This is a genomic window from Ruegeria halocynthiae (assembly GCF_900106805.1).
In the GTDB taxonomy this organism is placed as follows: Bacteria; Pseudomonadota; Alphaproteobacteria; order Rhodobacterales; family Rhodobacteraceae; genus Ruegeria; species Ruegeria halocynthiae.
This window is the reverse complement of the sequence record NZ_FNNP01000003.1, coordinates 140,805-160,901: the sequence shown is the minus strand read 5'-3', so window position 1 is coordinate 160,901 and position 20,097 is coordinate 140,805. Positions and strand designations below refer to the sequence as shown.

Here is a 20,097-nt window from a genome sequence, read left to right as displayed (position 1 = left end):
GGGCACTGGCAGGGTCGTGAAGGCTCTGCCATTGCCTCTCGCGCACCAAAGCCCTAGCTTGTCGTTCAGTCAACGACAGCAAGGCAGATTATCAGTGGTTTCCCTGGTTCGACGCGCGGCTCTGGCCGTGATTCTCAGCTCTTCAATTGCGCTTCCTGCGGTTTCGGATACCGGGTCGGGGTCGTATCTTGCCGGGCGTCAGGCTATTTATCAGAGCGACTATCCTGCGGCCGAACGCTATTATGCCAGGGCGCTGCAGGCTGATCCGGAAAATCCCAAGCTGCTGGAAAATGTTGTCGTCGCCCGGCTTGCCTTGGGTGAAATCGAACGGGCGCTGACCGTTGCCGACGTCATTGAGAAAAAGGAGCTGCCCAGCCAGGCCGCCCGGATGGTGATTTCAGCCAATCTGGTGGCCGATGGAAAGATGGATGAGTTTCTGGCGCGTGATCCCGAAACGCAGGGCGTTGGTCCGCTGGTTGATGGTTTGATGATCGCCTGGGCCTATATCGGGCAGGGCGCAATGACCAAGGCGATGGAACAATTTGACGATGTTGCCACTCAGGAGGGCCTGAGAGAATTCGCGCAGTATCACAAGGCCATGGCTTTGGCTTCCGTCGGGGATTTTGAAAGTGCCGAGGCGATCTTTGCGGCTGACGATGACCTGGTTGGTCGTTTCTCGCGTCGGGCCGTGCTGGCGCGGGCCGAAGTGCTGTCGCAACTGGATCGCAACGATGACGCGTTACAATTCCTTAATAATGTGTTTGCCGCAGGCAGCGATCCCACCATCGAAGGCTACACAGACCGTCTGTCTGACGGCGAAACGCTACCTTTCACCCATGTCCGTTCAGCCCGGGACGGAATGGCCGAAGTGTTCTTTTCGGTCGGCGCTGCGCTTAGCACCGAGGCAGCGCAGGACTATGTTCTGCTCTACGCCCGGATTGCGACCTTCCTGCGCCCCGATCATATCGATGCAATCCTGCTGAGCGCCGAGTTGCTGGACGGGCTTGAGCAATATGACCTGGCCGTTGACGTCTATCGCCAGGTGCCTCCGGGCAGCAGCGATTATCACGCCGCCGAGCTGGGGCGCGCCGAAGTGCTTAGCCGCTCGGATCGAAAAGACGCCGCAGCCGAGGTGTTGCAAAACCTCGCCGCCCAGAGCCCGGATTTGCCCGGAGTGCATGTGGCACTGGCAGATTTGCGGCGCCAGCAAGAGGATTATGCCGCGGCAGTCACGTCATATGACAAGGCCATCGACCTGACCGAAGCGGGCGCAGGTAGCAATTGGTTTTTGCATTACGCCCGGGGGATTTCCCATGAACGTCTCAAGAACTGGGACCAGGCCGAGGCCGATTTCCGCCGTGCGCTTGAATTGAACCCAGACCAGCCGCAGGTGCTGAACTATCTTGGTTATTCTCTGGTAGAACGTCAGGAAAAGCTGGATGAGGCGCTGAACATGATCGAACGTGCGGCCTCGGCGCGCCCTGACAGCGGTTATATCGTCGACAGTCTGGGGTGGGTTCTGTTCCGGCTTGGGCGGTACGACGAAGCCGTCGAACACATGGAGCGTGCGGTTGAACTGATGCCCGTGGATCCGGTGGTGAATGACCATTTGGGTGACGTCTACTGGGCCGTGGGCCGCGCCCGCGAAGCCGAGTTCCAGTGGAAACGCGCCCTGTCTTTCATCGATCCCGAAGATGTCGATGGAGAGGCCGACCCGGACCGCATCCGCCGCAAGATTGAGATCGGTCTGGACGTGGTTCTGCAGGAGGAAGGTGCTGAACCCCTGAAGGTCGCCAATGACGGCTGAGGCCTTTGCCCCCGCCAAGATCAACCTGACTTTACATGTGACCGGCCAGCGCGCGGATGGCTATCATCTGTTGGATTCGCTGGTTGCCTTTGCGGAAGTCGGCGATCGGCTATGTCTCACGCCGGGTCCGGACCTGTCCCTTTCTATCACTGGCGAGTTTTCGGATGGCGTGCCCAGCGATCACTGCAATCTTGTCTGGCAAGCCGCTGAGGCCGCAGGATGGACTGGCCGCATTCATCTGGAAAAGCAACTGCCGCATGGAGGTGGGGTCGGAGGAGGCTCTTCGGATGCCGCAGCAATCCTGCGTCTGCTGATGCAGCAAGGAATCGGCATTCCACCCCATGTACCCTTGTCGCTGGGGGCCGATGTGCCGGTTTGTGTGCGGCCTGCCTCGGCCCGGATGCGGGGCATTGGTGAGCAAATTGAGGCTATCGCTCTGCCCAAACTTCCGGCCCTGTTGGTTAATCCGGGTATTGCGGTGCCGACTGGGGCGGTGTTTGCGGCGCTGAAGACTCGGGAACACCCACCAATGCCTGACCGTATTCCTGAATTCAAAACACCCAAAACCTGTGCCGGTTGGTTGCGGGATCAACGCAATGATCTGGAAGATCCCGCCTGTAGCGTTGCAGGCGCAATTGCTGGTGTACTCGATGAACTGTCTGAAACCCGGGATGTATTGTTGGCCCGAATGTCGGGTTCGGGATCAACGTGCTTTGCGCTTTATCCTACGGCAAAGGCGGCGCATTTCGCGGCTTACGAGATCGGGGCCGCGCATCCCGAATGGTGGTGCCGCGCCACGCTGCTCAGTTGAGGCGCGACACAACGTAATCGGCCAGATCGCTCAGCAATGACCGGATTTCGTGATTGGGGAGAGGCTCCAGCGCCGACTTCGCATTTGCCGCCCAGCCAATCGCATCAGAGCGGGTGGCCTCAAGCGTTTTGTACTTGTTCATCAGCGCCAATGCATGGTCCAGATCGCCCTCTTCCTGACGCCCCCGGCCAATCGTGCGCTCCCAAAATATATGTTCTTCGGGTGATGCCTGAGCTACGGCTTTGATCACTGGCAAAGTCAGCTTCCGTTCACGGAAATCATCGCCCACGTTCTTGCCGGTTGCTGCGCTGTCGCCCTGATAATCAAGCAGGTCGTCGGCGATCTGAAACGCAACACCCAACGCATCGCCATATTCGAACAGGGCCTTGACCTGTTCCTCGGACGCACCCGCGATGACGCCCCCAACTTCGGTCGCGGCCGAGAACAGCGCCGCGGTTTTGCCGCGTACGACCTGCAGGTAAACACGTTCATCCGTGCCCAGATCGGTGGCGGCGGTCATTTGCAGCACTTCGCCTTCGGCAATAGTGGCCGAAGCGTTGGCCAGAATGTCCAGAACCCGCAACGATCCGGTCTCGACCATCAGTTGGAAGCTGCGGGAAAACAGATAATCCCCCACCAGAACGCTGGATTTGTTGTCCCAAAGCAGGTTCGCCGTCGGACGTCCGCGCCGCTGGCCGCTTTCATCAACGACGTCGTCATGCAGCAAGGTGGCGGTATGAATAAATTCGACAGTTGCGGCCAGCCGAACGTGATGGTCACCGGAATAGCCAAGTAATCGCGCTGCGGCCAAGGTCAGCATCGGACGCAGGCGCTTGCCACCCGCTTCAACCAGATGTGCGGTCACTTCGGGAATGCGCGGTGCGTGTTCCGACGCCATGCGCGTTCGAATCAGCGTGTTGACCGCTTCCATTTCATCGACCAGCATCTCTGCCAGACGCTCATGCGGTTTCGAGATCGTGCTGACTGTCATCACACTCCTGATACAAGGCTCGACTTCCGGCGCACCTTGCCCTTACATCCATCCCCATGAAAGAACTATTGCGCAGCACCGACCCCACCATTCTGGCTTTTGCAACCGCTCTCCTTGAGGGCGAGGATATAGACTGCTTTCAGATGGACGTAAATATGAGCATCCTTGAAGGCGGTATCGGAATATTCCCCCGGCGCCTGATGGTGCGCACTGATGACTTGATCCGGGCCGAACGCGTGATGCGTGATAACGAGATCCCGCTGGGGCGATGAGCACTTTTTCCGACAGTGAGCTGACGTGCAATGATTTTCTGGGCGGCCGCGTGCGACTTTGGCAACCCAGGGCGGGTTATCGCGCGGGTGTTGATCCCGTTTTGCTGGCGGCCTCGGTCCCGGCCAGCGAAGGTCAGTCGGTGCTGGAGCTGGGTTGCGGTGCCGGAGCTGCGGTTCTGTGCCTGATGGCGCGTGTGGCGCAGTTGCGGGCGACAGGGATTGAATTGCAGCCTGCCTACGCAGAGCTGGCGCGTCGAAATGCCGCCCAGAACCACGTCAGCTTGTCCGTGATCGAGGCTAATCTGAGCGCATTGCCCGAGGAGCTACGGCATGCCCAGTTTGATCATGTCATTGCCAATCCCCCATATTACCGGCCCGGCGCGCACAGCCCCGCAACCGATCAGGGGCGGCGGGTCGCGTTGGGCGAGGATACACCTCTGGTGGAATGGATCGACGTTGCCGCACGGCGGCTGACGCCTCGTGGGTACCTGCATATGATCCAGAAAGCGGATCGCCTGCCAGATATGCTGTCGGCTTGCGCTACTCGTTTGGGATCAGTGGAAATCCTGCCTCTGTCACCACGTGTGGGCCGATCTGCTGAGTTGATGATTCTGCGCGCACGCAAAGGCGGTCGGGCCGCTTTTCGCCTGCACGCGCCGCTTGTGATGCACGAGGGAGACCGCCACCTGTGCGATGGGGAAAGCTACTGTGCTGATGTCTCGGCGATACTGCGAGACGGGGCCGCTTTGACAGGGTTCGCGTCAGATCGGCGATGACCAGCCGAATTTGTCGGATTTGTTACAGATTCTGTGCGCCTGCAGCGTGACAGGGTGGAAATGATGTGATCAACTTCATACGTTACACCTACCAAACCAGAGAAGGAGGACCGCCATGAGCGTGAGCGCGCATCTGACGGAGTTGAAGAAGAAACACGAAGTTCTCGGTCTTGAAGTAGAAGAAGCTCAACGCTCACCTGGTATCGACGATCTCCATATCGCACAGCTTAAAAAGCAGAAGCTGAAGCTGAAAGAAGAGATCGAACGCCTGTCGGCTTAAGCCTTCAGGCTGGCGCGAGCCGCAATGACCGCGCCACCGGTGACAAGCAAGGCCGCGATCGCCAGACCCCAGGATGGGGCGGCGATCCCGGCCAATACCAACACAAGCGTGGATAACAAAGGTGCCGCATATGAGGCGGTGCCAAGGATTTGAATGTCTCCGCGTTTGACCCCGATATCCCAAACATAAAAAGCCAGACCTACCGGCCCCAGCCCTAGCGCAAGGGTTGAGGTCCAACCGCGCGCGCCCACTGGCCAGGTGGTCTCTTCAACCGCGAAATGCAGTGTCCAGGACGCAATTGCCGTAATTACACAAAACACCGCGACCGAGCTTGTGGGCACATCCCCCAAACGCCGCGACAGAACCGAGTACCCGGACCAGGTTAGCGCACACAGCAAGGCCAGCCCGTAGCCGGGCAGGTGCTGCACTTGAAACCCCGCACTTCCGCCTCCGGTGATGATGACGGCGGCCCCTGCAAACCCAAGGCAGGCTCCGATCAGATGACCCAGTTTCAGGTGCTCTCCGGGCAGCAGACCTGACAGCAGGACAATCAGCAAGGGCCAGAGATAGGCAATCAACCCAGCCTCGGCTGCTGGGGCTATGCGCAGGGCTGAAAAATACAGCGCGTGATATCCGAAAAGTCCAATTGATCCAAAAAGATAGGTTGTCCATGCGATTTGGCGTAACTGCCCCAATCCACCGCTTGCCATAGCCCAGATCAGGCCCAGAGTGCCCCCGATCGTAAAACAGATCGCATTCAGAAGCAGAGGCGGCGTTGGTGCCGAGCCGACCGTGAACAAGGCCAGCAAGGACCACAGCAGCACAGCGACAAAGCCGATTGCGGTCGCGCTCATTTTACTCATTCAGCGGTTACCTTCTCTACCGGGATGATTTCGAATTCATCGGATATATGCGCGGTCTTTTCAATCTCGGCGATGAACCAGTCGCGGAAGGCCGCGATCTGGGGTCGTTTCTCTGCGCCCTGCAGACATAAGAACCGAAACCGCCCGGCAGTTTCCAACGCCACCTTGAACGGTGCGACCAGCCTCCCCTCGGTCAAGTCTTTCAGGATCATCGCACGACGACCCAACACAACCCCGACACCGGCCACAGCGGCGTCGATGGCGTGATCTGCGTTGGAGAAGTGCGCCCCGTGTGTCGGCGTGAAATCCAACCCCACAGCGCGAAACCAGGTCGGCCAGTCGCAACTCGGTTTGAGAAAGTTGATCGAGTCGTCATGGATCAGCGGGGCCTCGCGCAATGAGGCAGGTGTCGGATACTGTTCGGCCAGTTCCGGTGTCATGACAGGTGTCAGCCATTCCTTTCGGACAGGGACGGAATACAAGCCGTCATCCGGCCCGTATCCAAACCGAATCGCCACGTCCACGTCATCGCGCTCAAGGTCCATGATGCGCAATGACGCCGAGAATTTCAGGTCGATTCCCGGATTGGCGCGTGCGAACTCATACAGACGCGGGGCCAGCCATTTCGCCGTAAGGGCTGGACCGGCAGTGACCGTCAGGCTGGTTTCATCCTGCAGCCGCCGCGTCGCCTGCCATGCGGCTTGCAGCGCGGCAAAACCCTCGGCGGCTCCGGGGGCTAGTGTGCGCCCGGCCTCGGTCAATTCGACAGCACGGTTGAGGCGGCGAAACAGGGGGTGCCCCAGATGTTCTTCCAGCGATTTAATCTGAAAGGATAGGGCAGCCGGAGTCACGTTCAGTTCATCTGCAGCCTTCGCAAATGACATGTGCCGCGCTGCTGCATCGAAGGCGCGCAATGCAGTCAGCGGCGGTAGGCGATCAGTCATTTCGGTTAAGTTTTTCTGAATTGAAGTGGCTAAAACTCTCGTTTGTACAGTTTAAAAGGGAAGGTCATGTTGAGTGCAAGGTAAATTCACCTTGATAGAGAGGGATGCAACATGATCGAGATGTCGGCAAACCCGATGATCCAGGGCGCCATTCAACGCGCCCATAAAGAACGCAGCAAGGCGGTTGTTCGGATTTGGGGCTGGTTGTTCAGTTTCCGTTGACTGCAGCGCGCGCGGTCTTACGGGATAAAAGAAGGGCCGGTCCTTGTTGGACCGGCCCGATTTTGTTCTCTGATACGGGGTTCAGACGAAGAACTGCGCACCGTTTGCCGAGATGGTCGAACCGTTGATGAATTGCGAATCGTCTGAGGCCAGGAAGGCCACACAACGCGCGATTTCTTCCGGCTCACCCAGGCGGCCCGCCGGAATTTGGCCGATGATTGAATCGCGCACCTTCTCTGGCACTGCCATCACCATTTCAGTGGCGATATAGCCGGGGCAGATCGCGTTGGCCGTGATCCCCGCCCGCGCGCCTTCCTGCGCCAGCGATTTTACAATACCCAAATCACCCGCTTTGGTCGCCGCATAGTTGACCTGCGCGAATTGACCCTTCTGACCATTGATCGAGCTGATTACGATGATGCGGCCAAATTTCCGCTCGCGCATACCCGGCCATACCGGATGCACTGTGTTGAACACGCCGGTCAGGTTGGTGTCGATCACCTGATTCCATTGCTCCGGTGTCATCTTGTGGAAAGGTGCATCGCGGGTGATGCCCGCGTTTGCGACGACGACATCGATCGGACCGACTTCGGCTTCGACCTTTTCGATGCCTGCTTTGGATTCATCATAATCGGCTACATTCCACTTGTAGGTGGAGATGCCTGTTTCTTCAGTAAACTTAGCCGCGGCCTCGTCGTTGCCGGCATAGGTGGCTGCAACATTGTAACCTTCGGCTTTAAGCGCCTTGGAAATTGCTGCGCCGATGCCGCGGGAACCGCCGGTTACGAGTGCTGTACGTGCCATTAAGGAATCCTCCAAATTTAGTCTTCTTGGTAATTCTGTTACTCTGAGAGAGCGGGTTGCGCAATATCGTTTCGCCCCTGTTCTTGTCTTTCTGCCCGGCGATATTGTCGCATCCAACGGGTATGGGATGATTGTAACAAAAAAGGGCGCCGCTTGGCGCCCTTTTCATATAATTGTCAAAGTACTTAGTCGCGCTCCACGCAGAGGGCGACGCCCATGCCGCCACCGATGCAGAGGGTTGCAAGACCTTTCTTCGCGTCCCGGCGTTTCATTTCGAACAGCAATGTGTTCAGGACCCGGCAGCCAGAGGCACCGATCGGGTGGCCGATGGCAATTGCGCCTCCGTTGACGTTCACGATCGACGGGTCCCAGCCCATGTCTTTGTTCACGGCACAGGCTTGTGCGGCGAAGGCTTCGTTGGCCTCGACCAGATCCAGATCGTCGACCGACCAGCCTGCTTTCTCCAGGGCCTTGCGCGAAGCGTAAATTGGACCGACACCCATGATCGATGGGTCCAGACCGGCGGTCGCGTACGAAGCGATGCGGGCCAGAGGTTCAATTCCGCGCTTTTCGGCATTCTCAGCCGACATCAGAAGAGTGGCCGCAGCGCCGTCATTCAGGCCCGAGGCGTTGGCTGCTGTGACCGAACCGTCTTTGGCGAAGGCCGGGCGCAGTTTGGCCATGGCTTCCATGGTCGCGCCGTGGCGGATGTATTCGTCCTTGTCCATCACGATGTCGCCCTTGCGGGTCTTGATGGTGAAGGGCACGATCTCGTCGGCGAACTTGCCCGCGTTCTGAGCTGCTTCGGCCTTGTTCTGGCTGGCTACGGCGAATTGGTCCTGCATGTCGCGGCTGATCTGCCATTTCCCGGCGACGTTCTCGGCGGTCTGGCCCATGTGGTAGCCGTTGAACGCATCCCAAAGACCGTCGCGGATCATGGTGTCGATGTATTTCATGTCACCCATCTTCTGACCGGCGCGCAGGGCTGCGGCATGGGGCGACAGGGTCATGTTTTCCTGCCCGCCCGCGGCCACGATCTCAGCATCGCCCAGTTGGATGTGTTGCGCACCCAGCGCAACTGCGCGCAGGCCTGAACCACATACCTGGTTGATGCCCCAGGCGGCGCTTTCCTGCGGCAAGCCCGCATTGATATGCGCCTGGCGAGCGGGGTTTTGCCCCTGGGCCGCGGTCAGGACCTGGCCCATGATGGTTTCGCCTACCTCGCCCTTGTCGATCCCAGCGCGTTCGACAACTGCTTCGAGGACGGCAGCGCCCAGATCATGCGCAGGGGTGTTTGCGAACGAGCCGCCAAAGCTACCGACGCCTGTGCGTGCGGCGGATGCGATTACTACGTTGGTCATACAGTCAATCCTTTACCGTCATGGTCCTGTGGGAAATCTGACGGCGCAGGTCATGGAGAAGCTCTCTCCGGGTGCAAGAGCGCCTCGTGATCCCCCGCTTCAGCATCTCCTGCAATAGCGCAATGCTGCATCTGCAGCAACGGACAGCTTGTCTCAGAATGTATTGTGGTGGTTGTTCTGTGCGGTTTGTAGCGATCAACTGCCTGTTTTTGCGTTATTTTCTTGTTTCCATGGCGGTGTGACCGACGGCGCGCCATACAAGAAGCCCTGAAGGCAATCGACGCCATTGGCGATCAGAAAGCTGGCATCTTCGGGGCTTTCGACTGATTCGGCGGTGACCAGAATCTCAAATTCCCGGGCGACTGCGATCAGCGCGCGTACCAGCGACTGATTATCGGGGGTGCTGCTGATGCCACGTATGAACTGCCCGTCGATCTTTGCGGCATCGAACAGAAACTCGCGAAAATGACGAAAGCTGAAGTTGCTGGCGCCAAAGTCATCCAGCGCGAAGGCGATGCCACGTTCCTGTTGGCGGTCCATGAAATCCACGACCAATTCAGGCACTTGCATGGCTGAGCGTTCCGAGATTTCCAGTATCAGCCTCTCACCCAGGCTGGCGTCTTTTTTGAGGAACCTGCCCAACACGCGCGACCAGCGATCATAGCCGATCGAGCGGGCCGACATGTTAATCGACAAACGAATGCCCGGGTTTCGGATCAGGGTGCGCAACCCCATCTCGAGCGCGACGCAATCCAGATCCCGTCCGATCGGGGTGTTTTCAACCTGCGGCATGAAATCACGCGCCGGAATGACGCGACCGGTTTCATCCAGTACGCGGATGAACCCTTCGTAGAAGGCGACCTCCTGTGGGGGGTGGGCCTGCATGACGGGTTGAAAGGCCAATCTGCATTGTTTGTGCTTCACCGCCTCGGTCGCCATCTGGACAATCGAATGATCTCGTGAGGTGACGGCAGCGCTTATAGGATTGTCCGACCCCTCAGGCAGGTCCGCGCGTTTCCTGTTCCGCATGTTATTCCGCCTCCCTGATCCCGACGAAAATTGAGCCGGGGTCCAGTTTCAGGGGAGACAGGTAAAACCTGAGTTAACGCGCTAATATTTTTTACTGGAGATTGTCAGAATTCAGTGCGTTGACTGCCAGACATGTCGCAGAGAAGCCGCAGCGCCGACAAGCGCACCGAAGAGTCCAAGTGCGGCCATGACGAAGCCAAGACCCAATATTGTTGGCAACGCCCCGCTAAGTGCTGCGGTCATGGTGATGACAAGGCCCAACAATCCGGTAGCAGTAGATATTCTTAGTAGTTTTGACATGACGATGCTCCGGAAATGTGTACTTAAATCACTTCCCGGATATGGAGTGCTTGTGCCAAAAATCAAGCGCGGAAATGGTCTTTTTAAGACTTAGCTCTGCTTTGCAACTGAGGCGGACAGTTCTGCGTCACACTGCTCGAATCCCGGTGTCCCGCGATCTTTTGGATGACGCGCCAGATGTTTGGCCTTGATCTGCGCAGAGCTGTCGCGGCTGCCATCATGGCTGTATCCCGGCGGTGCGAAGCAATACGCCAACCGCTGACCCGTTGTCAGCCCCGGTTGGGTGGCGTCTTTCCAAATGCCAACCCATTCATGAAATGCCACGCGAAGCGGGTTGAAGGTGCCGATATTATGGACCAGCCCATAATCAACCTTGTCGTCTTCTTGCTCGGGGACGAACGTGCCGAATATCTTGTCCCAGATGATGAAGACACCGGCATAGTTGCAATCCAGATAGCGAGCGTTGCGCCCGTGATGGGCACGGTGATGGCTGGGCGTGTTCATCACCGCCTCGAACCAGCGGGGCATTTTACCGATGGCTTCGGTGTGAATCCAGAACTGATAGATCAAGTTCAATCCACCGACGAATAGCACCATCGCTGGGTGAAAACCCAACAGAATCAAAGGCGCACGCACCACCATCATGAAGGTGAATGTGTAGGTCCAGGTTTGCCGCAGCGCCGTCGTCAGGTTGTAATGCTGGGAGCTGTGGTGGTTCACGTGGCTGGCCCAGACCCAGCGGATGCGATGGCCGAACCGGTGCACCCAATAATAGCGCAGATCATCCAGCACGAAACACAGGATAATGATGGGAATCGAGGTTCCCAGATCCAAGGGTGTAATCTGCCAAAGCCACATGAAAAACGCGTAGGCGATGAAGCCCAGCAGAAAACCGGACGCAATGTTGCCTGCCCCCATGATCAAAGAGGTCACGGCATCGCGCGTCTCATATCGGCCACCCCGGCCTTTGATCGCAATCCAGAGGAACTCGGCCAGAATGGCGGCAATGAAGACAGGTACTGCCCATTGCACCGCGTCGGGAAAGGTAATCTGGTCGGTCATGCGGGCTCCATCAGATGTTGCCAGTGGCGGCGTTCGGTTTCGTCCAGATGGATGACCACGCGCGGGGTGCTGAAATCGTGGAACTGGACCTCAAACCCCTGGGGATGGTCGATCCGGTCGAAATCGAGCAGATGTCGCGCGACGGTATCAGCTCCAAAGGACCACAGCAGCCCTGCTCCGGTCTCGATCCGCACAAGGGCGGCGTGGCCGTCAGTGGCCACGGTAACGTCGATGATGGAGTCATTGGGAAAGTGACGCAGCCACTGATCCTGTGCTGTCTTAGGCGTCAGCTCGTGCAAACGGGACCGACCCGTCAAATGCAGCAATAGCGTGACGCCGGCAATGCCGCCGACGACCAGCACCAAAAGAATTTCCAGTGGCATTCCATCCTCCTGCAGACAACCTGCAAGGGTGCGGATTGTCTGTCAAAGGTGGCGTGGCGTCAGGTGAACCCAAGGCTTTGACCCAAAAGACTGCGTCAGCAGTCAGTTTTGCAGAAACTCAATTTGTGATCGTATACGTCCCGCCCGAGTCGCCTTTGCCTTTGTTGCGGATGAAAGTCACCTGATCGCCATCAAGCGAAACGGTCTGGCAATCTTGCGGCAGTGCTTTGCCTCCAACCACCAGGTTGCGGCACCAGAAGCGTTTGCTCCATACCCAGGCCCCGGCAACCTTTCGACCGTCCTTCAGTTTTCCAGTCAGTTTCCCGTCGGCTGATATGACAAGGATCGCCTCGTTCCCGCTCAGCGTTTTGCCCGCAACCGCGTCCAAAAACTGATTTTCTTTTTTGATGTCTTTGGCCTCTGCGGCCATCGCCGTGCCGAGGGCAACACACGTGACAGCGGTTAGTTTGACAAAACTCTTCATAAAAACTCTCCTGGTTAAAGCGACCGGGAGAGCACCATGATTCTAAGCCTCTAGGATTGAAAATCTCAGCTTTCACCGTTGACTAGAGCCGAGATAATTGACTTTGCACTGTCCGAGTTCCATTCGGCATCACCGATCAGGCGCGCAATTTCATTGCCGTCCGGATCTATGATCAACGTGATCGGCAAGCCGATTACGCCCATTTCACGCGCGACGGCTTGTTTCGGATCCTGATGGCGTGGCAGGTTATCGATGCCATTTTCATCAAAGAACTTTTTGATCCCGGCAGGTGTGTTGCGCCCGGTTGCCAGTGTCAGAACCTCGAATCTGTCACCGCCGAATTCCGCCTGCAGCTCAGATATCTGAGGCATTTCCTTGCGACAGGGCGCACACCATGTCGCCCAGAAGTTCAGCAACACGTACTTGCCCTTGTAGTCGGCCAGTGATCCGGTGCCGCCATCATCTTCCAGTTCAAACTCGACCACTTTGACCGGCCTGGGCTCACTATGCAGGATCAGCCGCTTCAGGCTGCCATCCCGCAACGGGCCGAGCGTCTCGGCATCGGTGGCCAAAGCGGCGTTTGCACCCAGCGCGAGGGCCATATAAAGGGGGATCAGACGAATTAGGCGCATATCAACTCCGGGTTTTCTTACATGACCGATCAATCTTCGAACCAGATGTGGGGCGGCCGCTTTGCCGCCGGTCCAGACGCGATCATGGAGGCAATCAATGCCTCGATCGGGTTCGATCAGCGGATGGCAGCCCAGGACATCGCAGGCTCGCGCGCCCATGCCGCCATGTTGGCTGCCACAGGCGTTATAACTGATAGTGATGCGCAGGCCATTCGGGAAGGGCTGCTCACCGTTTTGTCAGAAATCCAGAACGGAGAGTTTCAGTTTTCGACCGCGCTGGAAGACATTCACATGAATGTCGAGGCACGGCTGAAAGAGGTGATCGGAGAGCCCGCAGGCCGTTTGCACACAGGCCGCAGCCGGAATGATCAGGTGGCAACCGATTTCAAACTCTGGGTCCGCGATCAGCTGGACGCGGCGGAATCCGGCCTTCTGGCCCTGATCCGTGCGCTTTTGGCGCAGGCCGAGGCCGGGGCCGATTGGGTGATGCCCGGTTTCACCCACCTGCAAACCGCGCAGCCGGTCACATGGGGCCATCACATGATGGCTTATGTCGAGATGTTCGGTCGCGACCTGAGCCGCGTTCGTGACGCCCGCGCCCGTATGAACGAATCCCCCTTGGGCGCTGCTGCGCTGGCAGGAACATCGTTCCCCATCGACCGCCAGATGACCGCCGAAGCGCTGGGCTTTGACCGCCCCGCCGCGAACTCGCTCGATGCGGTCAGTGATCGGGATTTCGCGCTGGAATTCCTGTCGACAGCCTCGATCTGCGCAATGCACTTATCGCGCTTTGCCGAGGAACTGGTGATCTGGTCCTCGGCCCAGTTCCGGTTTGTCACGCTTTCTGACCGGTTCTCGACCGGCTCATCAATCATGCCTCAGAAGAAGAACCCCGATGCGGCCGAGCTGATCCGCGCCAAAGTAGGCCGCATCTACGGTGCCAACACGGCGCTGATGATGGTGATGAAGGGTCTGCCACTGGCCTATTCAAAGGACATGCAGGAAGACAAGGAACAGGTCTTTGATGCTGCTGACAACTGGATGCTGGCACTGGCCGCGATGGAGGGCATGGTCAAGGACATGACCGCCAACCGCGACAGCCTGGCTGCTGCTGCCGGTTCTGGTTTCTCGACTGCGACTGATCTGGCCGACTGGCTGGTGCGCGTGTTGGGTTTGCCTTTCCGTGATGCTCACCATGTTACCGGATCGCTTGTGGCGATGGCTGAAACCAAAGGCTGTGATCTGCCCGATCTAACCCTTGAAGACATGCAATCAGTCCACGCGGATATCACCGACGACATCTATTCTGTTCTCACAGTCGAAAACTCGGTAAACTCGCGCCAGTCTTATGGTGGCACGGCGCCGGATCAGGTGCGGGCCCAGATCAAGCGATGGAAGGCGCTGGTGTGATGCGGATACTACGCGTGGTCTTGTTGATTGTGGCCGGAGCGGCGCTGACAGGGTGCGGTGCGGATGGCGAACCCATCCAGCCGACGATGGCTGCCAGTGTCGGCGTTGGCAGCAGCGGAACTTATGGCGGTGTTGGCGTTGGTGTCAGGCGAGGCGGACTTGGGGTCTATCTGGGGCTGTAGGCACCCCAACTGAAATTTTGGTTTCCATGGTAAAGGCGTGACGGTTTGACCGCCACGCCCCACAATGTCCTATCAGCCGGCAACAGGCTGCCCGCGCTGCCGCAGACATTCAAGAAGAATGTCTTTCCGGCTATAGCGTGTTTCCAACGCGCCCGAGGCAGCGCCTGCTGCGCCACCGACAACAGCGCCGGCGCCCAGGTCGCCTTCCAAGGCGCCGACCACCGCGCCGCCCGCTGCACCCAGCAACGCCTGCGTCCGGGTTTCCGCATTCCAGACCTTTTCAGATTTGGCGAGGTTTCGGCAGTGTTGCAGGTCCTGCTCGTAACCCGGGTTGGGGGCCGCTGCGAGTTTTGGCTCATAGGATGCGCCTGTTCCTTCACAGGCGGCAAGGAAAACGGCAGGGATCAGAAGGGCTGAATAACGTTGCATTGGATACTCCTAGTTGTTGCGAATTGGTGTCAGCCATCTAGGGACCTAAAAAGCACAATGCCTGCCAAATCCTGTTCGGACATTGGCATTTTCGTGCCCCGACACGCGTTCAGCAGCTGTGATTGGCGCAGGATTCAAGTGAAAAAGCTTGTAGATGTCCTGTGAAGTGCTCATTTGGAGAGCAATCGAATCAAGCACGAGCATGAGGGTGAAATGATCAAACGCGTTCTTGGCCTGTTAGTGACGCTGTCCGTCCTGGCGGCTTGCGATCCAAGCCGTCCGGCCAGTCCCGAAACGGCATCAGAACCAAAGCAATCGGGCGTGTCGATTTCCGGATATGGCCGGGTTGGCGTATCGACCAATCTCTAACAACGGAATCCATTGATCCGCAGGGTGCTTTTGGTCTAAGCGCGCTGTTATGGATCACTTTCTCTACCGCGACGGCGCGCTTTTCGCCGAGGATGTCCCAATCTCCGAAATCGCAGCTGCGGTCGGAACCCCGTTCTATGTTTATTCAACCGCGACCCTGCTGCGGCATTTCAAGTTGTTCGATGATGCACTTGAGGGCACCGATCATCTTGTCTGTTATGCGATGAAAGCGGCCAGCAATCAGGCGATCCTGAAAACGCTGGCACAGGCGGGTGCGGGGATGGATGTGGTCTCGGGGGGGGAATATCTGCGTGCCAAGGCCGCAGGTGTACCGGGCGAGCGAATCGTCTTCTCGGGTGTTGGCAAGACAGCGGATGAGATTCGTACCGCTCTGACTGGAGGCATTCGCCAGTTCAACGTCGAATCCGAGCCCGAGATGCAGGTGATCAACGCGGTTGCGCTGGAATTGGGCATGATTGCGCCGGTCACCATTCGGGTGAACCCGGACGTAGATGCCAAGACACATGCCAAGATCGCCACTGGCAAATCCGAGAACAAGTTCGGCATCCCGATCTCGCGCGCGTCCGAGGTTTATGCGCTGGCTGCCAGCTTGCCGGGACTCGAAGTGATCGGGATCGATGTCCATATTGGCTCGCAATTGACCGAATTGGAGCCGTTCGAACTGGCCTACAACAAAGTTGCGGAACTGACTGAACGACTGCGCTCGGAAGGGCACAATATCCGCCGTCTTGATCTGGGTGGTGGCTTGGGCATTCCCTATACCCGTTCAAATGACGCGCCGCCGTTGCCTGTGGAATATGGCGCGATGATCAAGAAAACACTGGGCCATCTGGGCTGTGAGATCGAGATCGAGCCCGGCCGCCTGATAGCAGGCAATGCGGGCCTGATGGTATCCAAGGTCATCTATGTCAAATCGGGTGAAGACCGCGATTTCCTGATCCTTGATGGTGCAATGAACGACCTGATCCGCCCTGCGATGTATGAGGCGCACCATGATATCGTGGCGGTTGAAGAACCTGCTGCTGGTGTTGAACAAAGACCCTATGATATCGTCGGCCCGGTCTGCGAATCCGGCGACACTTTCGCCAAGCAGCGCAACATGCCACCGCTGAGTTCTGGTGATCTGATCGCCTTCCGCAGTGCCGGCGCATATGGCGCGGTGATGTCCAGCGAATACAACACCCGCCCCCTGATCCCCGAAGTTCTGGTGAATGGGGATCAATTTGCCGTAATTCGTGAACGGCCAAGCTTTGACGAAATCATAAACCGCGATACCATACCAGAATGGCTCTGACGCGATAGGCGCGCGGGGCCGATCAGGAGGCCCGCCTTGCGCGACAACCAAGCCCTGCCAATTCCAAGATTGTCCCTGTGGCTGACACATGCAGGGATGCTGGCCGAGCAGGTTTTGCGTGCCTTCTGGCCATTCATTTCGATTCTTATGGCGCTGCTGGCGTCCCTTATGCTGGGCCTACAGGATCTTGTGCGTATCGAAACCGTCTGGATTTCTGCGGTGATCGGCCTGATCGCGCTGCTCACAACGGTAATTCTCGGTTTGCGTCAGTTTCATCTGCCGACACGTGCCGAGGCGCTGGTTCGGCTGGATGAAACCCTTCCCGGGCGTCCGATACAGGCGCTGATGGACGATCAGGCCATCGGAGCCTTGGATGCGGATTCGATCGCTTTGTGGCAAGCGCATCAGAGCCGTATGGCAGAACGTGCATCCAAGGCCGATCCAGTTAAACCGGACCTGCGGCTGGCGTCTCGCGATCCATATGCTCTGCGGTATGCCGCGCTGCTGGCTTTGATCATAGCCGTGCTGTTCGGGTCGTTCTGGCGGGTCGGTTCGGTGGCAGACATGACGCCGGGGACTGCGCAGGCCGGGCAGGGCCCAACATGGGAAGGCTGGGTCGAACCGCCGCGTTATACGGGTTTGCCTACGCTTTATCTTGCTGATCAGACCGATCCAACGCTGACGGTGCCCAAGGGCAGCCGCATCACGCTGCGGTTCTACGGTGAGATCGGCGCTCACAGCCTGACCGAGACAACAACACCGCTTGGAACCGAAGCTTCAACTGAGCCAGAACAGGACTTTGTTGCCGAACGCTCGGGCCAGTTGCTGATCGATGGCCCAGCAGGCCGCGATTGGACGCTGTATATCCTCGCGGATACCAAACCACTGATCGAAGTGGCGGGCGCTGCAGAAGCCGAAGCAGGTGGCCAGATGAAACTGCCCTTCGCGGCTTCCGACGACTATGGCATTATATCGGGCACGGCTCGGATCGAGTTAAATCTGCCCGCTGTGAACCGCGAATTTGGACTGGCGACCAAACCGGAGCCGCGCGAGATCATCACGGTTGAGCTGCCGATGCCGATCACCGGCGACCGAACGGAATTCACCGAAGACCTGATCGAAGATTTTTCACAGCACCCCTGGGCGCATCTACCAGTGAAAATCACGCTCATGGCCGTTGATGCGGCGGATCAGGAAACGGTTGCTGAACCCTATCTGGCTAACCTCCCTGCCCGGCGTTTCTTTGACCCGTTGGCGGCAGCGGTGATCGAACAGCGGCGTGATCTGCTTTGGTCGCGTGAGAACGCGCTGCGCGTGGCACAATTACTGCGCGCCGTCTCGCACTTGCCCGAAGATCTGTTCCGTTCAGATACGGCGTATCTGCGTTTACGCGTGATCTTGCGCAGGTTGGAAACGTTTGACCGGTACGGTGTGTTGAATCTCAAGCAGCAGGAAGAGATTGCTCAGGCCCTTTGGGATTTGGCCGTTCTGATAGAGGACGGAACACTGGCTGACGCGCTGGAACGGATGCGGCGCGCACAGGAACGTCTGACCGAAGCGATGCAAAACGGCGCCAGCGATGAGGAAATCGCCGAGTTGATGCAAGAGCTTCGCGAGGCAACGCAGGACTACATGCGGCAACTGCAGCGGCTGGCGCAGGAAAACGGCGAAGACGGTCAAAACCAGCAAGGCCAAAACGGCGAAACGCTGCAGATGACGCAAGATGATCTGCAGCGGATGATGGACCGCATTCAGGAACTGATGGAACAGGGCCGCATGGCCGAGGCGCAGCAGGCGCTGGAGGAGTTCCAGCAGATGATGGAAAACATGCGCGTCACGCAAGGGCAGGGCGAAGGTAGCCAGTCCGAGGGACAACAGGCCATGGAAGGATTGGCCGAGACTTTGCGCGAACAGCAGGGGCTCAGCGATCAGGCGTTCCGTGATTTGCAGGAACAGTTCAACCCGGGTGCTCAGTCTGGCGAAAGTCAGGGCAATGAGGGCCGTAGCGGTGGTCTTGGCCGCGGTCAGAGCCATGAAGGTCAAGGCGGACAGGGCCAGGGCCAGGATCAGGGTGGTGAAGGTCAACAGGGACAGGGATCATTAGCAGATCGTCAGCAGGCGTTGCGCGATGAACTGAGGCGGCAAGAACAAGGTTTGCCCGGCGGTGGTACGCCCGAAGGTGATGCTGCACGCGAAGCGTTGGGCCGCGCGGGCCGTGCCATGAACGATGCCGAAGATGCCTTGCGCAGCGATGATCTGGCCGAGGCGATTGACCGCCAATCCGAGGCGATGGAAGCCCTGCGCGAGGGGATGCGGTCACTGGGTGAGGCCATGGCGCAAAACCAGCAGAATCAGCCCGGGCAAGGTACGGAAGCGGGCGATATGCAAGCTAACACCCGCGACCCGCTGGGTCGTGCGCCGGGTACTGCGGGGTCGATCTCGACCGATGACAACCTGTTGCAGGGCGAAGATATCTATCGCCGTGCGCGCGAATTGCTTGATGAAATCCGCCGCCGGACCGGCGAGCAGGACAGGCCCCAGATTGAGCTTGAGTATCTCAAGCGTCTTCTGGAACGGTTCTGACGGGTCTAGTTTCCTGTCTGCGCTTCAAGCCAAAGACGTGCCTGATCGACCATTGAGACGTAAGGTTTCAGCACCGCATCGGCCTGTGGAACCGCCTCGCTAATCTGATTGGCGTTGCCGTAGATCAGAAACAGAATAACACCGATGATAATGATCAGGGCAAAGCCCCGAAGGAACCCCCCGGATTTACGGGTTGGTGCGGTCGTCTCGGTTTCATCCGACGTCAATTCGCTGCGCAGACCCGAGTTAATCGCTTCGACATCCGGCAACTCATCTTTTTGCCCCGCATCGGCGGCGGTTTCCGAAGCAGAAGGCCGCTTGGGTTCGATCTGGGGCTCTTCGGGCGGGTCCAATGCAAGGTCGGGTTGGCTTTCCAGATTGCTGCCTTCGCGATCACGCAGTTCGGCCTCGCGGGCGGCTTCTTCCTTTAGGATACTGGAAACCGCTGGGTCGACATTACCGACGACCTGTTCTTCTGAAGGCTCGGTTTCCTTATCGGTCACCTCGGGCTCTGGCGTATCTTCGGCGCTTGCCTCTTTAGGTTCGACAGGGGCCTCAGCAGGCTTTGTTTCGGGCTCTGCTTCGACGGTGACTGGAGTTTTGGTCTGAAACCATGTTTTTTCGCAATTTGAACATTGAACTTCGCGCCCGTCTTCGGGGATCACCTCGTCTGGGACTTCGTATTGGGCGCTACAATTCGGGCACGTTAGACGCATTCTGCCTCCTGGCCTACAAAACTGGCCTGATAATAGTTTTTTAAGGGATGATATTCCGTTAAGACCCAACAG

Annotated in this window: 23 protein-coding genes; 10 read left to right on the top strand and 13 right to left on the bottom strand. The window is 58.1% G+C overall.

The features are described 5' to 3' along the window. Window positions 1-94 precede the first annotated feature (94 nt). Both BLU89_RS11435 and BLU89_RS11430 read left to right on the top strand, forming a co-directional pair. Window positions 95-1,807: a tetratricopeptide repeat protein gene (locus BLU89_RS11435; RefSeq protein ID WP_074736972.1), complete on the top strand. Its 1,713-nt coding sequence runs from the start codon at window positions 95-97 to the stop codon at window positions 1,805-1,807. After that, entirely contained in the window at window positions 1,797-2,618 is an 822-nt protein-coding gene (locus BLU89_RS11430) for a 4-(cytidine 5'-diphospho)-2-C-methyl-D-erythritol kinase (RefSeq protein WP_074736971.1), read from the top strand. Before BLU89_RS11435 ends, BLU89_RS11430 begins: the two co-directional genes overlap by 11 nt. Here BLU89_RS11430 and BLU89_RS11425 read toward each other — a convergent pair. Further along, a complete protein-coding gene (locus BLU89_RS11425; protein ID WP_074736970.1) occupies window positions 2,611-3,609 on the bottom strand; it encodes a polyprenyl synthetase family protein in 999 nt (332 codons plus the stop codon). The two genes, BLU89_RS11430 and BLU89_RS11425, sit on opposite strands and share 8 nt — an antisense overlap. A gap of 56 nt (window positions 3,610-3,665) precedes the next feature. On the opposite strand from BLU89_RS11425, the gene BLU89_RS11420 reads away from it, so the two are divergent. The 3 genes from BLU89_RS11420 (at window position 3,666) to BLU89_RS11410 (ending at window position 4,937) form a co-directional block, all read left to right on the top strand. Beyond that, window positions 3,666-3,881 carry a putative signal transducing protein gene (locus BLU89_RS11420; RefSeq protein WP_074736969.1) on the top strand — a complete coding sequence of 72 codons (216 nt, stop codon included), beginning with the start codon at window positions 3,666-3,668 and terminating at the stop codon, window positions 3,879-3,881. Then, window positions 3,878-4,657, top strand: a complete 780-nt coding sequence (locus BLU89_RS11415; protein ID WP_074736968.1) for a tRNA1(Val) (adenine(37)-N6)-methyltransferase — start codon at window positions 3,878-3,880, stop codon at window positions 4,655-4,657. Before BLU89_RS11420 ends, BLU89_RS11415 begins: the two co-directional genes overlap by 4 nt. A gap of 115 nt (window positions 4,658-4,772) precedes the next feature. Continuing rightward, entirely contained in the window at window positions 4,773-4,937 is a 165-nt protein-coding gene (locus BLU89_RS11410) for a YdcH family protein (RefSeq protein ID WP_074736967.1), read from the top strand. Here the strand turns inward: BLU89_RS11410 and yddG are convergent. From yddG to BLU89_RS11360, 10 genes are all read right to left on the bottom strand, one after another. Then, window positions 4,934-5,800: an aromatic amino acid exporter YddG gene (gene yddG / locus BLU89_RS11405; RefSeq protein ID WP_074736966.1), complete on the bottom strand. Its 867-nt coding sequence runs from the start codon at window positions 5,798-5,800 to the stop codon at window positions 4,934-4,936. The two genes, BLU89_RS11410 and yddG, sit on opposite strands and share 4 nt — an antisense overlap. Beyond that, on the bottom strand, window positions 5,797-6,744 hold the full coding sequence (locus tag BLU89_RS11400; RefSeq protein ID WP_074736965.1) for a transcriptional regulator GcvA: 948 nt from the start codon (window positions 6,742-6,744) through the stop codon (window positions 5,797-5,799). The genes yddG and BLU89_RS11400 overlap by 4 nt, the downstream gene beginning before the upstream one ends. A 303-nt stretch (window positions 6,745-7,047) precedes the next feature. Then, window positions 7,048-7,770, bottom strand: a complete 723-nt coding sequence (gene phbB / locus BLU89_RS11395; protein WP_074736964.1) for an acetoacetyl-CoA reductase — start codon at window positions 7,768-7,770, stop codon at window positions 7,048-7,050. A gap of 185 nt (window positions 7,771-7,955) precedes the next feature. Next, entirely contained in the window at window positions 7,956-9,131 is a 1,176-nt protein-coding gene (locus BLU89_RS11390; RefSeq protein ID WP_074736963.1) for an acetyl-CoA C-acetyltransferase, read from the bottom strand. A 195-nt stretch (window positions 9,132-9,326) separates the two neighbouring features. Beyond that, window positions 9,327-10,160 carry an EAL domain-containing protein gene (locus tag BLU89_RS11385; protein WP_074736962.1) on the bottom strand — a complete coding sequence of 278 codons (834 nt, stop codon included), beginning with the start codon at window positions 10,158-10,160 and terminating at the stop codon, window positions 9,327-9,329. A gap of 111 nt (window positions 10,161-10,271) precedes the next feature. Continuing rightward, complete coding sequence (locus BLU89_RS11380) at window positions 10,272-10,460, bottom strand: hypothetical protein (RefSeq protein ID WP_074736961.1); 189 nt, start codon at window positions 10,458-10,460, stop codon at window positions 10,272-10,274. 90 nt (window positions 10,461-10,550) lie between these two features. Beyond that, the gene (locus BLU89_RS11375; RefSeq protein ID WP_074736960.1) at window positions 10,551-11,522 is read right to left on the bottom strand and encodes a sterol desaturase family protein; all 972 of its coding nucleotides are present in this window, start codon (window positions 11,520-11,522) and stop codon (window positions 10,551-10,553) included. Continuing rightward, window positions 11,519-11,905 carry a hypothetical protein gene (locus BLU89_RS11370; protein WP_074736959.1) on the bottom strand — a complete coding sequence of 129 codons (387 nt, stop codon included), beginning with the start codon at window positions 11,903-11,905 and terminating at the stop codon, window positions 11,519-11,521. The genes BLU89_RS11375 and BLU89_RS11370 overlap by 4 nt, the downstream gene beginning before the upstream one ends. 118 nt (window positions 11,906-12,023) lie before the next feature. Beyond that, entirely contained in the window at window positions 12,024-12,389 is a 366-nt protein-coding gene (locus tag BLU89_RS11365) for a hypothetical protein (RefSeq protein ID WP_074736958.1), read from the bottom strand. A gap of 65 nt (window positions 12,390-12,454) precedes the next feature. Continuing rightward, entirely contained in the window at window positions 12,455-13,021 is a 567-nt protein-coding gene (locus BLU89_RS11360; RefSeq protein ID WP_074736957.1) for a TlpA disulfide reductase family protein, read from the bottom strand. Window positions 13,022-13,042: 21 nt separating this feature from the next. On the opposite strand from BLU89_RS11360, the gene argH reads away from it, so the two are divergent. Next, window positions 13,043-14,431 (top strand): argininosuccinate lyase, encoded by a 1,389-nt coding sequence (argH, locus tag BLU89_RS11355; protein WP_074736956.1) that lies wholly within the window; start codon window positions 13,043-13,045, stop codon window positions 14,429-14,431. Further along, entirely contained in the window at window positions 14,431-14,613 is a 183-nt protein-coding gene (locus tag BLU89_RS11350; RefSeq protein WP_083347749.1) for an argininosuccinate lyase, read from the top strand. Before argH ends, BLU89_RS11350 begins: the two co-directional genes overlap by 1 nt. A gap of 72 nt (window positions 14,614-14,685) precedes the next feature. Here the strand turns inward: BLU89_RS11350 and BLU89_RS11345 are convergent, their stop codons facing one another. Next, window positions 14,686-15,042 (bottom strand): YMGG-like glycine zipper-containing protein, encoded by a 357-nt coding sequence (locus tag BLU89_RS11345; protein WP_074736955.1) that lies wholly within the window; start codon window positions 15,040-15,042, stop codon window positions 14,686-14,688. 213 nt (window positions 15,043-15,255) lie between these two features. Between BLU89_RS11345 and BLU89_RS21550 the strand changes: the two genes are divergently transcribed. The 3 genes from BLU89_RS21550 to BLU89_RS11335 all read left to right on the top strand — a co-directional run bounded on the left by BLU89_RS21550 (window position 15,256) and on the right by BLU89_RS11335 (window position 19,309). Then, window positions 15,256-15,411 carry a hypothetical protein gene (locus BLU89_RS21550; RefSeq protein ID WP_176797697.1) on the top strand — a complete coding sequence of 52 codons (156 nt, stop codon included), beginning with the start codon at window positions 15,256-15,258 and terminating at the stop codon, window positions 15,409-15,411. Between the two features lie 49 nt (window positions 15,412-15,460). Beyond that, a complete protein-coding gene (lysA, locus tag BLU89_RS11340) occupies window positions 15,461-16,726 on the top strand; it encodes a diaminopimelate decarboxylase (RefSeq protein ID WP_074736954.1) in 1,266 nt (421 codons plus the stop codon). Between the two features lie 96 nt (window positions 16,727-16,822). After that, window positions 16,823-19,309, top strand: coding sequence for a TIGR02302 family protein (locus BLU89_RS11335; RefSeq protein WP_245709753.1), 2,487 nt, complete (start codon window positions 16,823-16,825; stop codon window positions 19,307-19,309). 5 nt (window positions 19,310-19,314) lie between these two features. Here BLU89_RS11335 and BLU89_RS11330 read toward each other — a convergent pair whose 3' ends face one another. Continuing rightward, the gene (locus tag BLU89_RS11330) at window positions 19,315-20,025 is read right to left on the bottom strand and encodes a zinc-ribbon domain-containing protein (protein ID WP_074736952.1); all 711 of its coding nucleotides are present in this window, start codon (window positions 20,023-20,025) and stop codon (window positions 19,315-19,317) included. Window positions 20,026-20,097 lie beyond the last annotated feature (72 nt).

What these genes read in the sequence shown, in the direction of transcription:
- BLU89_RS11330 (WP_074736952.1), bottom strand. Translation starts at nt 20,025, where the DNA reads ATGCGTCTAACGTGCCCGAATTGTAGCGCCCAATACGAAGTCCCAGAC.
- BLU89_RS11385 (WP_074736962.1), bottom strand. Translation starts at nt 10,160, where the DNA reads ATGCGGAACAGGAAACGCGCGGACCTGCCTGAGGGGTCGGACAATCCT.
- BLU89_RS11360 (WP_074736957.1), bottom strand. Translation starts at nt 13,021, where the DNA reads ATGCGCCTAATTCGTCTGATCCCCCTTTATATGGCCCTCGCGCTGGGT.
- BLU89_RS11390 (WP_074736963.1), bottom strand. Translation starts at nt 9,131, where the DNA reads ATGACCAACGTAGTAATCGCATCCGCCGCACGCACAGGCGTCGGTAGC.
- argH (WP_074736956.1), top strand. Translation starts at nt 13,043, where the DNA reads ATGACCGATCAATCTTCGAACCAGATGTGGGGCGGCCGCTTTGCCGCC.
- BLU89_RS11375 (WP_074736960.1), bottom strand. Translation starts at nt 11,522, where the DNA reads ATGACCGACCAGATTACCTTTCCCGACGCGGTGCAATGGGCAGTACCT.
- lysA (WP_074736954.1), top strand. Translation starts at nt 15,461, where the DNA reads ATGGATCACTTTCTCTACCGCGACGGCGCGCTTTTCGCCGAGGATGTC.
- BLU89_RS11365 (WP_074736958.1), bottom strand. Translation starts at nt 12,389, where the DNA reads ATGAAGAGTTTTGTCAAACTAACCGCTGTCACGTGTGTTGCCCTCGGC.
- BLU89_RS11380 (WP_074736961.1), bottom strand. Translation starts at nt 10,460, where the DNA reads ATGTCAAAACTACTAAGAATATCTACTGCTACCGGATTGTTGGGCCTT.
- BLU89_RS11410 (WP_074736967.1), top strand. Translation starts at nt 4,773, where the DNA reads ATGAGCGTGAGCGCGCATCTGACGGAGTTGAAGAAGAAACACGAAGTT.
- BLU89_RS11425 (WP_074736970.1), bottom strand. Translation starts at nt 3,609, where the DNA reads ATGACAGTCAGCACGATCTCGAAACCGCATGAGCGTCTGGCAGAGATG.
- BLU89_RS11430 (WP_074736971.1), top strand. Translation starts at nt 1,797, where the DNA reads ATGACGGCTGAGGCCTTTGCCCCCGCCAAGATCAACCTGACTTTACAT.
- BLU89_RS21550 (WP_176797697.1), top strand. Translation starts at nt 15,256, where the DNA reads ATGATCAAACGCGTTCTTGGCCTGTTAGTGACGCTGTCCGTCCTGGCG.
- BLU89_RS11350 (WP_083347749.1), top strand. Translation starts at nt 14,431, where the DNA reads ATGCGGATACTACGCGTGGTCTTGTTGATTGTGGCCGGAGCGGCGCTG.
- BLU89_RS11415 (WP_074736968.1), top strand. Translation starts at nt 3,878, where the DNA reads ATGAGCACTTTTTCCGACAGTGAGCTGACGTGCAATGATTTTCTGGGC.
- phbB (WP_074736964.1), bottom strand. Translation starts at nt 7,770, where the DNA reads ATGGCACGTACAGCACTCGTAACCGGCGGTTCCCGCGGCATCGGCGCA.
- BLU89_RS11420 (WP_074736969.1), top strand. Translation starts at nt 3,666, where the DNA reads ATGAAAGAACTATTGCGCAGCACCGACCCCACCATTCTGGCTTTTGCA.
- yddG (WP_074736966.1), bottom strand. Translation starts at nt 5,800, where the DNA reads ATGAGTAAAATGAGCGCGACCGCAATCGGCTTTGTCGCTGTGCTGCTG.
- BLU89_RS11335 (WP_245709753.1), top strand. Translation starts at nt 16,823, where the DNA reads ATGCTGGCCGAGCAGGTTTTGCGTGCCTTCTGGCCATTCATTTCGATT.
- BLU89_RS11345 (WP_074736955.1), bottom strand. Translation starts at nt 15,042, where the DNA reads ATGCAACGTTATTCAGCCCTTCTGATCCCTGCCGTTTTCCTTGCCGCC.
- BLU89_RS11370 (WP_074736959.1), bottom strand. Translation starts at nt 11,905, where the DNA reads ATGCCACTGGAAATTCTTTTGGTGCTGGTCGTCGGCGGCATTGCCGGC.
- BLU89_RS11400 (WP_074736965.1), bottom strand. Translation starts at nt 6,744, where the DNA reads ATGACTGATCGCCTACCGCCGCTGACTGCATTGCGCGCCTTCGATGCA.